The sequence below is a fragment of the Micromonospora sp. URMC 107 genome (assembly GCF_051386315.1).
Classification (GTDB): Bacteria; Actinomycetota; Actinomycetes; order Mycobacteriales; family Micromonosporaceae; genus Micromonospora.
Window position 1 is genome coordinate 24,246 of sequence record NZ_JBPQTK010000034.1, and the last position, 14,381, is coordinate 38,626.

The window sequence follows — 14,381 nt, forward strand, 5'->3', positions numbered from 1 at the left end:
CGCCCGGCCTAGGATCGCGGGGTGGAGGAAGACATCCGGCGGGTCGGCATCATGGGCGGCACCTTCGATCCGATCCACCACGGGCACCTCGTCGCGGCCAGCGAGGTGGCGGACCGGTTCGGGCTGGACGAGGTGGTCTTCGTCCCCACCGGTCAGCCGTGGCAGAAGGCGGACGAGCCGGTCAGCCCGGCGGAGGACCGCTACCTGATGACGGTCATCGCCACCGCCTCCAACCCCCGCTTCCAGGTCAGCCGGGTCGACATCGACCGGGGCGGGCCCACCTACACCGTCGACACCCTGCGCGACCTGCACGCGGAGTACGGCCCGAAGGTGCAGCTCTTCTTCATCACGGGGGCGGACGCGCTGGAGCGCATCCTCTCCTGGAAGGACCTGGACGAGATCTTCGAGCTGGCCCACTTCATCGGCGTGACCCGGCCGGGCTTCGAGCTGACCGCCGCGCACCTGCCGGCCGACACGGTGAGCCTGGTGCAGGTCCCGGCCATGGCCATCTCGTCCACGGACTGCCGCGCGCGGGTCGCCCGGGGGGAGCCGGTCTGGTACCTGGTGCCGGACGGTGTGGTGCAGTACATCGCCAAGCGGCGCCTCTACCAGTCGTGATTCGGCCCGCTATGGGGCGGTTCGGGCGGGTAACGCGCCAGAACTGACGAGTCGGGATTCCGCCGGGTGTGAGACGCTTGGAGGATCGCACGGTTGATCGAAGGAGAACGGTGACAATTTCCGAACGCGCCCACGAGTTGGCCATCGCCGCCGCCCAGGCCGCGGCCGACAAGAAGGCGCAGGACATCGTCATCATCGACGTGGGCGACCAGCTCGCCATCACCGACGCGTTCCTGCTCGCCGCGGCTCCCAACGAGCGTCAGGTGCTCGCCATCGTCGATGCCATCGAGGAGCGGCTGCTCGAGCTGCCGGAGAAGGCCAAGCCGGTCCGGCGCGAGGGCGAGCGGGGCGGCCGGTGGGTGCTGCTCGACTACGTCGACATCGTGGTGCACGTCCAGCACACCGAGGAGCGCGAGTTCTACGCCCTCGACCGGCTGTGGAAGGACTGCCCGACGATCCCGTTCGTCGACCGGGACCTCGTCGACGCCGAGTCCGGCACCGGCTCCACCACCGCGGAATGACCCGCCTGATCATCTGGCGGCACGGCAACACCGACTGGAACGCCGCCAGCCGGGTCCAGGGGCAGACCGACGTGCCACTGAACGACCTCGGCCGCGAGCAGGCCCGCAGCGCCGCGCCCCTGCTGGCCGGGCTGCGGCCGGACGCCATCGTGGCCAGCGACCTGAGCCGCGCGGCGGACACCGCCGGCGCGCTGGCCGCGCTGACCGGGCTGCCGGTGCGCACCGACCCGCGGCTGCGGGAGCGGCACTTCGGGTCCTGGCAGGGGCTGGCCCTCACCGAGGCCGCCGAGCGCCACCCCGCCGAGTTCGCCCGCTGGCGGGCCGGCGACCCGGATCCGGGCGCCGGCATCGAGACCCTCGACGACCTCGGCAAGCGGGTCGGCGCGGCCCTGTCCGACGCCGCCGACGCCGTGCCCGGCGGCACCGTGGTGGTGGCCACCCACGGCGGCGCGGCCCGGCAGGGCTGCGGCCACCTGCTCGGCTGGGAGCACGCCGTCCTGCGCACCATCGGCTCGCTGCAGAACTGCCACTGGACCGAGCTGCGCCACGACGACACCCGGGGCTGGCACCTGCGCGCCCACAACGTCGGCCTGATCACTGTGCCGGCCACCGAGGCCGTCTGACCCGGGCGTTCCCCGGCGACATCGGCTAGCGTGCCGGGCATGCCCGTCGCGGTCGTCACCGACTCCACCGCCTACCTCCCGCCCGAGCTGCTGCGCGCCCACCGGCTGACGGTGGTGCCGCTGGCCGTCGTGCTCAACGGCGCCGAAGGGCTGGAGGGGGTGGAGACCACCCCCGCCGACGCCACCCGGGCGCTCGGCGGCCGGCGCGTCTCGGTGAGCACCTCGCGCCCCGCCCCGGAGCAGTTCGCCCGGACGTACCGGGAGTTGTTCGACGCGGGCGCCGACGGGATCGTCTCGGTGCACCTGTCGGCCGAGCTCTCCGGCACGGTGGAGGCCGCCCGGCTGGCCGCCGCCGAGTTCGACGACCGGGTCGCGGTGGTCGACAGCCGTTCGACCGGCATGGGCCTCGGCTTCCCCGCCGTCGCCGCCGCCACGGCCGCCGAGCGGGGCGGGGACCTGTCGGGGGTACGCGACGCCGCGGTGGCCGCCATCGCCCGCACCGGCATCTGGTTCTACGTCGACACGCTGGAGTTCCTCCGCCGGGGCGGCCGGATCGGTGCCGCCGAGGCGCTGCTCGGCACCGCCCTGTCGGTCAAGCCGATCATGCACATGCCGGACGGCGCGATCGTCCTCAGGGACAAGGTGCGTACCGCCAGCCGGGGCGTGGCGCGACTGGTCGACCTGGCCGTCGAGGCCGCCGGCGACGCCGAGGTGGACCTGGCCGTGCACCACCTCGCCGCGCCGCAGCGGGCCGAGGCGTTGTTGGAGACGCTGAAGGCCCGGCTGGGCGACCGCCTGCACGACTCGTACGTCTCGGAGGCCGGCGCGGTGGTCGCCGCGCACGCCGGGCCCGGCCTGGCCTGCGTCGTCGTGCACCGCCGGCCCCCGGTCACCGGCTGGGGCGCGTCCTGTCGATCATGCGGCGCGGCGCCGACACCTGACCGGATGCCATCGTGACACCATGAAGGACGACCTGCACAGTTACCTGAAGGGCGGCCGCGGCGCGCTGCTCTGGAAGCTCGACGGGCTCAGCGAGTACGACGTCCGACGCCCGCTGACCCGGACCGCGACCAACCTGCTCGGTCTGGTGAAACACGCGGCGGCCATGGAGATCCTCTACTTCGGCGTCGTGTTCGGCCGCCCGTTCGAGCGGGAGCTGCCGTACGTCGGCGACGCCGCCGAGACCAATGCCGACATGTGGGCGACGGCGGACGAGACCCGCGAAGAGATCGTCGCCCTGTACCGTCGCGCCAGCTCCCACGCCGACACCACCATCGACGCCCTCGCGCTCGACCACGTCGGCCGGGTGCCATGGTGGGGCGATGCGGCGGTCACACTGCACCACGTCCTGGTCCACGTCGTCGCGGAGACACAACGGCACGCCGGCCACGCGGACATCGTGCGCGAGCTGATCGACGGCGCGGCCGGGCTGCTGCCCAGGAACGACAACCTGCCGCCCGCTGACGACTTGTGGTGGCGGGACCACCGCCAGCGGGTGGAGCAGGCCGCCCTCGACGCCGGCAACCGCTAGGCGGTGCCTTCAAAGGATCTTGGTGTCGGATGGCGTGGCGCGTGGGTCGGCGTTGTGGGTCGTCTGACGTCGGGTGGGGGCACTGTCGGAGGTACCTGCCGTCGGCGGGACCGGCGGTCTCTACAACGGCGCAACGTCGTAGCGCGCTGCTTCAACCGGCTCAAGCAGTGCCGCAGCGTCGCCACCCGCTACGACAAGACCGCTACCTCGTACCAGGCCACATCACCATTGCCGCGCTACTGCAACAACTGTGAACTTTTGAAGACACTGCCTAGGGCAGAACCAATCTGCAATTGGTCCACGCCTGGGGACCTGACCGCGACTCGTTAACTCGCCTCCGCGCCGATCGCCATCACCACCTCAAGAGGAAGTAGCTCGCGGCCAACAACAGCATGGTGCGGCAGGTCAAAGGACTAATTACGGACCGGCCAGCGCCGCTCCGTGGTCACGCCCTCTGGGGGCTGACCCAATTTGACGGACAGTGACCACCGACTACGTCCGCCACGGCACCACCGACCTGTTCTCCGCGTGGGACGTGGCTCATCGGCCAGACCCAGCGCATGCATCGCCACCAGGAGTTTCTGCGCCTCCTGCGTCGTGGCTCACCCTTGGTCGAACTGGTTGCGCGAACCAACCTGCCGCGAACCACGTCGGTCGGCCCACCGCAGTCTCGCCGACCTGAAAGCCGATGTCACCGTCTGGATCGCGGCATGGAACGCCGACCCAGGCGTCTACCTGGACCAAGGCGGCGGACGGCATCCTCGAAACAACCGTCGAGGCCTATCAGCGAATGGACAGTTGCCAACGCCAGGCGCGATTGAATTGACAATGGTTGATTCTCGTGGCAGGCTCGCGGGCATCCATTCGAACAGAACGGAGCTTCAATGCGCGCGATTCGAAAGGTCCTCGCTGCCACCGCCGTCACCGGCGCGACCGCGGTGTCCCTGCTGGCGGGTGCGGCCCCCGCGTCCGCCGACGCGGGAGTCAACGCAGTCGGCTGGTACACGGGTTACGGCTCGGGATCCTCCGCCTCGTCCGCCATCTGGTCCGCGGAGAACGACGCCAAGTGGAAGGCACAGATGGGCGGCTTCAACGCCTTCCTCGACTGCCGCACGACCTACAGCAGCAGCACGAAGATCAGCGAGTACTACTACACCGCCAACGTGCAGTTGTACTGCTACACCTTCAACTGAGCCACCGCTCGCCGATCGCTGCAAGGAGTTCGTCGGGCACCGTCAGGCGTGCTCCTTCCGGTCGTCGGCGATCTGCCCGGGGCGCGGAGGGCGTACCAGCTCGTCCGCAAAACGCACGACGTCGCCGCGGTGCGTCCGCTGGTCGACCGGCACTCCGCTCCCCGGGCTCCTTTTCTCGCCGCCACCCCAACAAGATCGTTATCTGGTTCGACGAGCCGTGCCGTCGCAGCGTCCAGCGAGGAGCCGTACGACGGCGGCGATGAGCACCGGGAGGGCGCGGAGCAGCAAGCGCGCCAACGCGACGGACGCCGCGGACGGGGTAGGCGAGCGGTCTCGGTCCCGATGCGCGCTGAGCTGCGGTTCTTCGCCGCCCTAGCACACCGCCCGCATGATCAGGCGGTTGTCCACAGGCGGCGCCGTCGTCCACAGCCGGACCCCGGCCGGCCGCGCGCCCGGGGCTCGCGGACCTAGCTTCGCGTCGTGTCAGCAGACGAGGAGACGGTGGTCCGGGAACGACTGCGCCGGCTGGTGGCGGGCCGGCCGTCGCGCGCCGCGCGGGCGCAGCCGGGCGGGCCCGCCGAACCCCTGGAACGGCCCGGCGAACCCGCCGGGCCGTCCGACGACCGTCAGGGGCCGGCCGGGCCGTTCGGCGATCATCGCAGGCCCGCCGGGCCGTTCGTCGACCGTCCGGGCTCGGTCGGGGCGCCGGAGCCGGTCGTGGCGCTGCCGCCCCGCACACCGGCGTCGCCGGCCGGCGCGGCGGCGCTGCCGGAGCCCGGCCCCCCGGCCCGCGCCCCGGGGACGGCGTCCCGGTTGCCGGGGCCGGGGGCGTTCGACCCCGGGCGGCGGGGGGTGCGGGCGCTGGCCGCCGTCGCCGTCCTGGTGGTGCTCGGGGCCGGCTTCTGGGCCTGGCGGTCCCGGCCGCAGGCCGAGCCGGTCCGCCCGGTCGTCACCGCCGAGGCGTCCGGGCCGGCGGTGACCGGCCTCGCGGAACCGGCCGCCACCCCGACCGGCGAGCTGGTGGTCGCGGTCGCCGGCAAGGTGCGCCGGCCCGGGCTGGTCCGGGTGCCGGCCGGGGCGCGGGTCGCCGACGCCGTGGCGGCGGCTGGCGGGGCGCTGCCCGGGGTGGACGTGGCCCTGCTCAACCCGGCCCGCAAGGTCACCGACGGGGAGCTGATCCTGGTCGGCGTCGCGGCCCCACCGGGCGCGGCGCCCCCGCCCGGGACGGCTGCCGGCGGCGCGCCGGGGGCGCCCGGCGCGGCTGGCCGGCTCAACCTCAACACCGCGACGCTCGCGCAGCTCGACGCGCTGCCGGGCGTCGGCCCGGTGCTCGCCCAGCGCATCCTCACCCACCGCGACCAGCAGGGCGGCTTCCGCTCGGTCGGCGACCTGCGCCAGGTCGACGGCATCGGTGACGCCCGCTACGAGCAGCTCAAGGACCTGGTGACGGTGTGACGGCGGGCAGCGGGTTCAGCCCGTCCGGGCCCGGGGCGTCCGGCGTCGGCGGTCGGGGCGAGCGGGTCGCGGCGGCCCTCGACCTGCGGCTGGCCGGCCTGGCGGTGGCCACCTGGCTCGCCGCGCTGGCCGGGCTGCACCTGACCGCCGGCGCGACCCTGCTGGTGGCCGCGGTGGCCGCCGGGGCCGCAGGGGCGGGCGGGCTGCACCTGGCCGGCGTCCTCGGGCGGCCGGCCGCCCCGACCCGGCGGTACGGCTGGATCGCCGTCGCCGTGCTGCTCGGCGTGGTCTGCGGCGCGTCGGCGACCGCGGCGCGGCTGTCCGTCCGCGACGCCGGGCCGGTCCGGGCCCTGGTCGAGGAGCGGGCGGTCGTCACCGCCGACCTGGTCGTCCGCGACGATCCCCGTCCCGTACGCGGGGCCGCCGGGCGCCCGGCCACCCTGCTCGTGCCGGCCGGGCTGACCCGGTTCACCGGCCCGGACGGGCGGTGGGTCGCGGCGCCGGCCCGCGTGCTGGTCCTCGCCACCGATCCCGGCTGGAGAGGGCTGCTGCCCGGGCAGCGGCTCACCGCCGAAGGGCGGCTGGCCGCACCGCGCGGCGGCGACCTGACCGCGGCGGTGCTGAGCGCGGCCGGGCCGCCGGTGCCGCACGGGGCCGCCCCGTCGCCGCAGCGGGCCGCCGGGTCGCTGCGTGCCGGTCTGCAACGCGCCTGCGCGCCACTCCCCGACGAGCAGGGCGGGCTGCTGCCCGGCCTGGTGGTCGGCGACACGAGCCGGCTGCCGTCCACCGTGGAGGAGGACTTCCTCGCCACCGGCATGACGCACCTGAACGCGGTCTCCGGCTCCAATGTGGCCATCGTCGTCGGCGCGGTGCTGCTGCTGGCCCGCTGGGCGCGGGCCGGGCCCTGGCTGGCCGCCGGGCTCTGCGGGCTGGCCCTGGTGGGCTTCGTCGTCCTGGTCCGCCCCTCGCCGAGCGTGGTACGCGCCGCCACCATGGGCGCCATCGGGCTGGCCGCGTTGGCGGCCGGGCGTCCCCGCGCGGCGCTGCCCGCCCTCTCCGCCGGGGTGGCCGCGCTGGTGCTGGTCGACCCGGAGCTGGCCGGCGACGCCGGCTTCGCGCTCTCCGTGCTGGCCACCGGCGGTCTGCTGCTGCTCGCCCCGAGGTGGCGCGACGGGCTGCGCCGCCGCGGGGTGCCGGCCGGGCTCGCCGAGGCGCTGGCCGTGCCGGCGGCCGCGCAGCTCGCCTGCGCCCCGGTGGTGGCCGGGATCTCGGGCACGGTGAGCCTGGTCGCCGTGCCGGCGAACCTGCTCGCGGTGCCGGCCATCGCGCCCGCCACGGTGCTCGGGGTGCTGGCGGCGACGGTGTCGCCCGTATGGCCGGCCGGGGCGGAGTTCGTCGCGTGGCTGGCGAGCTGGCCGGCCTGGTGGCTGGTCACGGTGGCGCGGCACGGCGCGCGCCTGCCGGCGGGCACGCTGCCGTGGCCGGGCGGGGTGACGGGGGCCCTGCTGCTGGCCGGGCTGACCGTCGCGCTGCTGGTGGCCACCCGGCACCCGGTGGTCCGCCGGCTGGTGGCGGTGGTCGTCGTCGCCGTGGTGGCCGGCACGCTGCCGGTACGGCTGGCCGCCCCCGGCTGGCCCCCGGCGGGCTGGGTGGTCGCCGCCTGCGCGGTCGGCCAGGGCGACACCGTCGTGTTGCCGGTGGCGGCCGGCCGGGCGGTGGTGGTCGACGCCGGGCCCGACCCGGGGGCGGCGGACGGCTGCCTGCGCCGGCTGGGCGTACGGGAGGTGGCGCTGCTGGTGGTCAGCCACTTCCACGTCGACCACACCGGCGGCGTCGCGGGCGTGTTCCGGGGTCGACCGGTGGGCGCGGTGCTCACCCCGCAGTGGCCGGAGCCCGCCGCCGGGCGGGAGCTGGTCCGCGCCGAGGCCGCGGCGCACTCCGTCGACGTGGTGGTGGGCGGGGCCGGCTGGCGGTACCGGGAGGGTGGGGTCGAGTTCACCGTCATCGGCCCGCCCCATCCGTTGCGCGGCACCCGGTCGGACCCCAACAACAACTCGTTGATGCTGCTCGCCACCGTCTCCGGCGTACGGATCCTGCTCGCCGGGGACGCCGAGACCGAGGAGCAGCGGGCGCTGCTGGACGACACGGCGCCCGGCGGGCTGCGGGCCGAGGTGCTGAAGGTCGCGCACCACGGGTCGGCCTACCAGGATCCGGCCTTCCTGGACGCGGTCCGCCCCCGGATCGCCCTGGTGCCGGTGGGGGCGGGCAACACCTACGGCCATCCCAATCCGGCGGTGCTGGGGCGGCTGGCCCGCGGCGGGGCGCGGGTGCTGCGTACCGACACGGAGGGGGACGTGGCGGCGGTGCTCGGCCGGGGAGGTCTCGGGGTGGTGACGCGCGGCACGCCACCGGGCCGGCAACCGTAGGAGATCGATGCGGATTGCCGGCTTTAGCGGCGCACTGAGGTAAATGTCTGGATTTGCACTGAGTGCGGGCTCTGCCGCCGGAGTGCCGACGAGCAGACTGGATCCGGCCGTCGACCGTGCGAATATGGGCGGCGTGACCGCCGCCAGCCTCGCTCCTATTCTGCTCGTCCTCGGCGACGAGGAGCTGCTCGCCACGCGCGCGGTCACCGAAGCCGTCGCGAAGGCCCGCAGCGTCGACCCCGACGTGGACGTCCGCGAATACCAGGCCGGCGCCCTCGTCGTCGGCGAGATCGCCGAGATGCTCAGCCCCTCCCTCTTCGGCGGGCGGCGGGTGCTGGTGCTCCGGGCCGGCCAGGACGCCCGCAAGGACCTGGTGGCGGCCCTGCTGGCGTACGCGAAGAATCCCGATCCGGAGGTGCAGCTGATCGTGCTGCACCTCGGCGGGGCCAAGGGCAAGGCGTTCGCCGACGGACTGAAGGCGGCCGGCGCGACGGTGGTGCCGGCGGCCAAGCTCAAGGGGCACCGCGACCGGGTGGCCTTCGTCCGGGACGAGATCCGCCGGGCCGGTGGGAAGTGCACCGACGACGCCGCCGAGGCGCTCATCGCGGCGGTCGGCAACGACCTGCGCGAGCTGGCCGCCGCCTGCTCCCAGCTGATGGCCGACACCGACGGCCGGATCGGCGCCGACACGGTCTCCCGCTACTACCGGGGGCGGGTCGAGGTGACCGGCTTCACCGTCGCCGACGCCGTCATGGTGGGCGACGTGCCGGGGGCGCTCGAGGCGCTGCGCTGGGCGCTGCACGTGGGGGTGGACCCGGTGCCGATCGCCGACGCGATCGCCGACGGCGTCCGCACCGTGGCCCGCGTCGCGTCCGCCGGTCGGGGCGACCCCTACCAGTTGGCGGGCACCCTGGGCATGCCGGCGTGGAAGATCAGGTCCGCGCAGCAGCGGGCCCGTGGCTGGACGCCCGAGGGGCTGGTCCAGGCGATGCGGGCCGCGGCGGAGTGCAACGCGGCCGTCAAGGGCGGCTCCGACGACCGCGCGTACGCGCTGGAGCGGGCCGTCTTCTCGGTCGCCGCCGCCCGACAGGGTGGCGCCCGGTGAGCGGTGCACCCCGCGGCTCGTGGGCCACGATCCCCGCCGACGAGGAGCGCTACCGTCCGCTCTACGCGCGCCTCCTCGGGCTGCGCTTCGTCAACCCGGGCGGGGTGCTCTGCTTCCTCTTCTTCGAGGGCGCCGTCGCGCTCGCCGCGCTGCTCGCCCTCGCCGAGCTGGTCACCTGGTGGGCGGTGGTCATCCTGCCCGCCACGGTGGCCGCGATGGTGAAGCTCAACGACATGGTGGCCGCGATGGTGGTCCGCTCCGCCGCCCTCGTGCCCGAGCAGGAACGGGACCGCTTCCGCCAGCAGATGGAGCCCGTGGTCGGGCGGGCCAGGGTCGACTGGGTCACGCACAGCGTGCCGGGCGTCGTCGTCACGGCGTCGCCGGTGCCGCGCGCCGCCCGGGCCGGACGCGACCGGCAGGGCCACGGAGACCCGCGCCACGGCGCGGGGGAGCGGGACGCCGGGCTCGGGCCGCAGCCCGCCCGCCCTGATCCGCTGGCCTGACGATCCTGCCGACCGCCGGCCCGCCGACAACCGATCGCTGACCTGGCGACGACGAAAGCCCGGCGGGGGAAGACCCCGGCCGGGTGGTGGTGCGCAACGTCGAGCGCCAGACAGCCGGAAGCCCCGGGAAGTGCCCGGGGCTTCCGGTCAGGTCTGAGGTCGCCTCGTCAGGCGGAGAGCGACACCACGCGCCTGGCGATCGCGGACTTGCGGTTCGCGGCCTGGTTCGAGTGGATCACGCCCTTGCTGACCGCCTTGTCCAGCTTGCGCGAGGCGTCGCGCATGAGGACGGTGGCCTTCTCGACGTCACCGGCCTCAGCAGCCTCGTTGAACTTCCGGACGGCGGTCTTCAGCGACGACTTGACCGACTTGTTACGCAGCCGGCGCTTCTCGTTCTGCCGGTTGCGCTTGATCTGGGACTTGATGTTCGCCACGCGACAGCCTCGTCTTGATAGCTCGGGTTGGTCTGCTTCCGCGCGCGACGAGCATGCGTCATCGCTGCGCGAAGAGCCAGGTTACCAGGTCGCCCGGGACGAGCCAAAACGGCTCGGTCCCCGCCCTGGTGGGCACCGCGTCCCACGGCCCGGCAACCGGCCCGGTGCGCCCCCGCGCGACCGCCCCACGCACGGCCGGGAGCAGGCTCGGCGGGCCCGCCGGCTGACCGGCGTCCGGTCAGGTCCAGCCCTGCCGGCGGGCGAGCCAGGCGAGTGACTGCTCGCCGCTCCACCGCTGGTGCGCCGGGAGGTGCGGCGACGCGGTCCCGGGCGTCGAGGCGGCGGTGGTGAGGAAGTAGCCGGAGAGGGCGGCGAGGGTGGCGTCCAGCGCGTCGGGGGGCGCGCCGGCCGCCGCCGGGTGGCGGGCGAAGAGGGCGTCGGCGTCCAGGCCGTCGGCGTACGCGGTGAGCAGCAGGGTCACCAGGTCGAACCAGGCCGGCCCCCGGCAGAGCCACGTCCAGTCGCAGAACCAGGCCCGCCCCGCCCCGTCGACGAGCACGTTGTCCAGCCGCAGGTCGCCGTGGATCAGGCCGGTCGCGCCGGCGGCGTACGCCGGGAGGCGGGACTCCAGCGCGACCAGGTCGGGCAGGCGGTCCCGGACCGGCGCGGGTAGCGGCGGTGCCGGCTCCCGGCCGGCGGCCACCTCGCCCCACCAGAGGATGTCGTCCCGGGCCAGGTCGGCGAGGTGGGGCAGCCCGAGTCCGAGCAGTTCGGCCGGGGGGTCGGCCAGCGCGGCGGCCACGTCGACGTAGCCGGACAGGGTCGCGGTCAGCTCGGCCGGGGCCCAGGGCAGCCGGGGCGTGTGCCCGTCGACGACGTCCAGGCAGAGCGCGAACCAGCCGGCCTCGTGCAGCGTCCACCGGGGGCGGGGCACCCGCAGCCCGTCCGGGAGCCGGTCGAGGACCGCGGCCTCCCGGGCGTACCAGTCGACCAGTCGCGGTTGCTGGGCGGCGGCCGCGGCCTTGACGAAGGCCCGGCCCCCGGCGGCGGTGTGGAGCACGGCGGCGAAACCGCGGGTGAAGCCGGCGCCGGCGACGCGGGCCGCGACCACGGGCGCGCCGAGCCGGTCACCGATGGCGGCGCGCAGCGTCGCCGGCAACGTCGCCCACTCCGGCCGGCGGGCGGTCGCGTGGTACGGCACGGGAGGTGGGGACGTCGGGGTCACGCCCACCATGCTGCCGGGCGGCCCGGTCTGCCAGACTGCCAGGCCATGAGGACCGACGACTTCTGGCAGTTGATCGACCGGGCCCGGGCCGGCGGCGGGGGAGAGCCGCACGCGGTCGCCGCGCGGGCCGTCGCCCTGCTCGCCGAGCGCGACCCGGAGGACATCGTCGGGTACGCCCGCCACCAGACACGGGTGTTGTCGGCCTCGCACAAGGTCGACCTCTGGGGCGCCGCCTACCTGATCAACGGCGGCGTGTCAGACGAGGGCTTCCACCACTTCCGGGGCTGGCTGATGACCCAGGGCCGTGAGGTCTTCGCGCGCGCCGTCGCCGACCCGGACTCGCTGGCCGGGCTGCCGCAGGTCAGGGCGGCCTCGCTGAGCGGGGAGGAGTTCTCGGCCGCGGAGATGCTGGCGGTGCCGTGGGACGCGTACCGCCGGGCCACCGCCGCCGAACTGCCGGCGGACCGCGAGCCGGCGCCGGTGCCCGACCTCAACGACTTCTGGGACTTCGACGACGAGGAGGAGGCGAAGCGGCGGCTGCCGAAGCTCGCCGCCCTCTTCGTCGAGCCCCCCGCCGAGTGAGCCCGGCCGGGCCCGCGGCGGTCGGCGCGACGCGGGACCCGACGGCGCCCGCGGGGTGGTTCCGGCGGTGGGGATCGCCCGCGCAGCGGACGCGCGGCGGCGACGTGGGAGCATAGAGGGGGCCGGCGTCGTGCCGGCCCGCTCACGTCAGCCGACCAGAACGGACCGCTGTGCCACCGACGCTCGATTCCGGCGCGAACGCTCCTGGTGCCACCGACCCGGCGCGCATCCGGAACTTCTGCATCATCGCCCACATCGACCACGGGAAGTCGACCCTGGCCGACCGGATGTTGCAGCTCACCGGCGTGGTCGACCCCCGGCAGATGCGTGCGCAGTACCTCGACCGGATGGACATCGAGCGCGAGCGCGGCATCACGATCAAGAGCCAGGCCGTCCGGATGCCCTGGACCATCCGGGAGGGCGACCGGGCCGGCGAGACCGCCGTGCTCAACATGATCGACACCCCGGGCCACGTCGACTTCACCTACGAGGTGTCCCGGTCGCTGGCCGCCTGCGAGGGCGCGATCCTGCTGGTCGACGCCGCGCAGGGCATCGAGGCGCAGACCCTGGCGAACCTCTACCTGGCGCTCGAGAACGACCTGCACGTCATCCCGGTGCTCAACAAGATCGACCTGCCGGCCGCCCAGCCGGAGAAGTACGCCGAGGAGCTGGCGCACCTCATCGGTGGCGACCCGGCGGACTGCATCAGGGTCTCCGGCAAGACCGGCGAGGGCGTGCCCTACCTGCTCGACGAGATCGTCCGGCAGTTCAAGCCGCCGGTCGGCAACGCGGAGGCGCCCGCCCGCGCCATGATCTTCGACTCGGTCTACGACGTCTACCGGGGCGTGGTCACCTACGTCCGGGTCATCGACGGGCGGATCAGCGCCCGCGACCGGATCAAGATGATGTCCACCGCCGCCGTGCACGAGCTGCTGGAGATCGGCGTCATCTCGCCGGAGATGGTGAAGGCCGACGCGCTCGGGGTCGGCGAGGTCGGTTACCTGATCACCGGCGTGAAGGACGTCCGCCAGTCCCGGGTCGGTGACACGATCACCATCAACTCCCGGCCGGCGACGGAGGCCCTGGGCGGCTACAAGGACCCGAAGCCGATGGTCTACTCGGGCCTCTACCCGATCGACGGCTCCGACTATCCCAACCTGCGCGAGGCGCTGGACAAGCTCAAGCTCAACGACGCCGCGCTCGACTACGAGCCGGAGACGTCGGGCGCGCTCGGCTTCGGCTTCCGGTGCGGCTTCCTCGGCCTGCTGCACCTGGAGATCATCCGGGAGCGGCTGGAGCGCGAGTACAACCTCGACCTCATCTCCACCGCGCCGAACGTGGTCTACCGGGCCATCACCGAGGACGGCCAGGAGATCGTCGTGACGAACCCGAGCGAGTACCCCACGGGCAAGATCGCCGAGGTGTACGAGCCGGTCGTGCGCGCCACGGTGCTCACCCCGAACGACTACGTCGGCGCGGTGATGGAGCTCTGCCAGGGCCGCCGGGGCAGCCTGCTCGGCATGGACTACCTCTCCGCCGACCGGGTGGAACTGCGCTACACGCTTCCCCTCGCGGAGATCATCTTCGACTTCTTCGACCAGTTGAAGAGCCGCACCAAGGGCTACGCCTCGCTGGACTACGAGCCCTCCGGGGAGCAGGCGTCCGACCTGGTGAAGGTCGACATCCTGCTGCACGGCGAGCCGGTGGACGCGTTCAGCGCCATCGTGCACAAGGACAAGGCGTACAACTACGGCGTCACGATCGCGGCGAAGCTGCGCAACCTGATCCCGCGCCAGCAGTTCGAGGTGCCGATCCAGGCCGCGATCGGCAGCCGGGTCATCGCCCGGGAGACCATCCGGGCGATCCGCAAGGACGTGCTCGCCAAGTGCTACGGCGGTGACATCAGCCGTAAGCGCAAGCTGCTGGAGAAGCAGAAGGAGGGCAAGAAGCGGATGAAGATGGTGGGCCGGGTGGAGGTCCCCCAGGAGGCCTTCATCGCCGCGCTCTCCTCCGACTCCGGCGACGCCAAGGCCCCCGGCAAGAAGTGACCCGCCGCCGGCCCGTCCGGCGGATGACGACGTACGACGGCCGGCGCCCCGGCCGGGCTGCGGACCCCTCGGTGGTCCCGCCCGGCCGGGGCGCCGGCCGTTCGCGTCGAAGGTTTT

Annotated in this window: 14 protein-coding genes and 1 pseudogene; 13 read left to right on the top strand and 2 right to left on the bottom strand. The window is 74.1% G+C overall.

Annotated features, from left to right (window positions below; all coding sequences use genetic code 11):
* The first annotated feature begins 21 nt into the window (after positions 1 to 21).
* From nadD to ACSNN9_RS10980, 11 genes and pseudogenes are all read left to right on the top strand, one after another.
* Positions 22 to 618: a nicotinate-nucleotide adenylyltransferase gene (gene nadD, locus ACSNN9_RS10930; RefSeq protein ID WP_358091177.1), complete on the top strand. Its 597-nt coding sequence runs from the start codon at positions 22 to 24 to the stop codon at positions 616 to 618.
* Between the two features lie 110 nt (positions 619 to 728).
* Positions 729 to 1,139: a ribosome silencing factor gene (gene rsfS / locus ACSNN9_RS10935; RefSeq protein WP_121400206.1), complete on the top strand. Its 411-nt coding sequence runs from the start codon at positions 729 to 731 to the stop codon at positions 1,137 to 1,139.
* On the top strand, positions 1,136 to 1,762 hold the full coding sequence (locus tag ACSNN9_RS10940) for a histidine phosphatase family protein (protein WP_436672914.1): 627 nt from the start codon (positions 1,136 to 1,138) through the stop codon (positions 1,760 to 1,762). Before rsfS ends, ACSNN9_RS10940 begins: the two co-directional genes overlap by 4 nt.
* Positions 1,763 to 1,801: 39 nt before the next feature.
* Positions 1,802 to 2,719, top strand: coding sequence for a DegV family protein (locus ACSNN9_RS10945; protein WP_436672915.1), 918 nt, complete (start codon positions 1,802 to 1,804; stop codon positions 2,717 to 2,719).
* Positions 2,720 to 2,723: 4 nt separating this feature from the next.
* The gene (locus ACSNN9_RS10950; RefSeq protein ID WP_436672916.1) at positions 2,724 to 3,293 is read left to right on the top strand and encodes a DinB family protein; all 570 of its coding nucleotides are present in this window, start codon (positions 2,724 to 2,726) and stop codon (positions 3,291 to 3,293) included.
* A gap of 108 nt (positions 3,294 to 3,401) precedes the next feature.
* Positions 3,402 to 3,506: pseudogene (locus ACSNN9_RS10955) on the top strand (IS5/IS1182 family transposase); the annotation flags it as partial.
* Positions 3,507 to 4,177: 671 nt separating this feature from the next.
* Positions 4,178 to 4,486, top strand: coding sequence for a hypothetical protein (locus ACSNN9_RS10960; protein ID WP_436672917.1), 309 nt, complete (start codon positions 4,178 to 4,180; stop codon positions 4,484 to 4,486).
* 480 nt (positions 4,487 to 4,966) lie between these two features.
* The gene (locus tag ACSNN9_RS10965; protein WP_436672918.1) at positions 4,967 to 5,941 is read left to right on the top strand and encodes a helix-hairpin-helix domain-containing protein; all 975 of its coding nucleotides are present in this window, start codon (positions 4,967 to 4,969) and stop codon (positions 5,939 to 5,941) included.
* On the top strand, positions 5,938 to 8,367 hold the full coding sequence (locus ACSNN9_RS10970) for a ComEC/Rec2 family competence protein (RefSeq protein ID WP_436672919.1): 2,430 nt from the start codon (positions 5,938 to 5,940) through the stop codon (positions 8,365 to 8,367). Before ACSNN9_RS10965 ends, ACSNN9_RS10970 begins: the two co-directional genes overlap by 4 nt.
* Positions 8,368 to 8,491: 124 nt before the next feature.
* Positions 8,492 to 9,472: a DNA polymerase III subunit delta gene (gene holA / locus ACSNN9_RS10975; protein ID WP_436672920.1), complete on the top strand. Its 981-nt coding sequence runs from the start codon at positions 8,492 to 8,494 to the stop codon at positions 9,470 to 9,472.
* Positions 9,469 to 9,975: a hypothetical protein gene (locus ACSNN9_RS10980; protein ID WP_436672921.1), complete on the top strand. Its 507-nt coding sequence runs from the start codon at positions 9,469 to 9,471 to the stop codon at positions 9,973 to 9,975. The genes holA and ACSNN9_RS10980 overlap by 4 nt, the downstream gene beginning before the upstream one ends.
* Positions 9,976 to 10,142: 167 nt before the next feature.
* On the opposite strand, the gene rpsT is transcribed toward ACSNN9_RS10980, so the two are convergent.
* Positions 10,143 to 10,409, bottom strand: a complete 267-nt coding sequence (rpsT, locus tag ACSNN9_RS10985) for a 30S ribosomal protein S20 (RefSeq protein WP_436672922.1) — start codon at positions 10,407 to 10,409, stop codon at positions 10,143 to 10,145.
* 238 nt (positions 10,410 to 10,647) lie between these two features.
* Positions 10,648 to 11,634 carry a phosphotransferase family protein gene (locus ACSNN9_RS10990; RefSeq protein WP_436672923.1) on the bottom strand — a complete coding sequence of 329 codons (987 nt, stop codon included), beginning with the start codon at positions 11,632 to 11,634 and terminating at the stop codon, positions 10,648 to 10,650.
* A 45-nt stretch (positions 11,635 to 11,679) separates the two neighbouring features.
* On the opposite strand from ACSNN9_RS10990, the gene ACSNN9_RS10995 reads away from it, so the two are divergent.
* Entirely contained in the window at positions 11,680 to 12,216 is a 537-nt protein-coding gene (locus ACSNN9_RS10995; protein WP_436672924.1) for a DUF4240 domain-containing protein, read from the top strand.
* Between the two features lie 170 nt (positions 12,217 to 12,386).
* Positions 12,387 to 14,264 carry a translation elongation factor 4 gene (lepA, locus tag ACSNN9_RS11000; protein ID WP_357871972.1) on the top strand — a complete coding sequence of 626 codons (1,878 nt, stop codon included), beginning with the start codon at positions 12,387 to 12,389 and terminating at the stop codon, positions 14,262 to 14,264.
* The last annotated feature ends 117 nt before the right edge of the window (positions 14,265 to 14,381 follow it).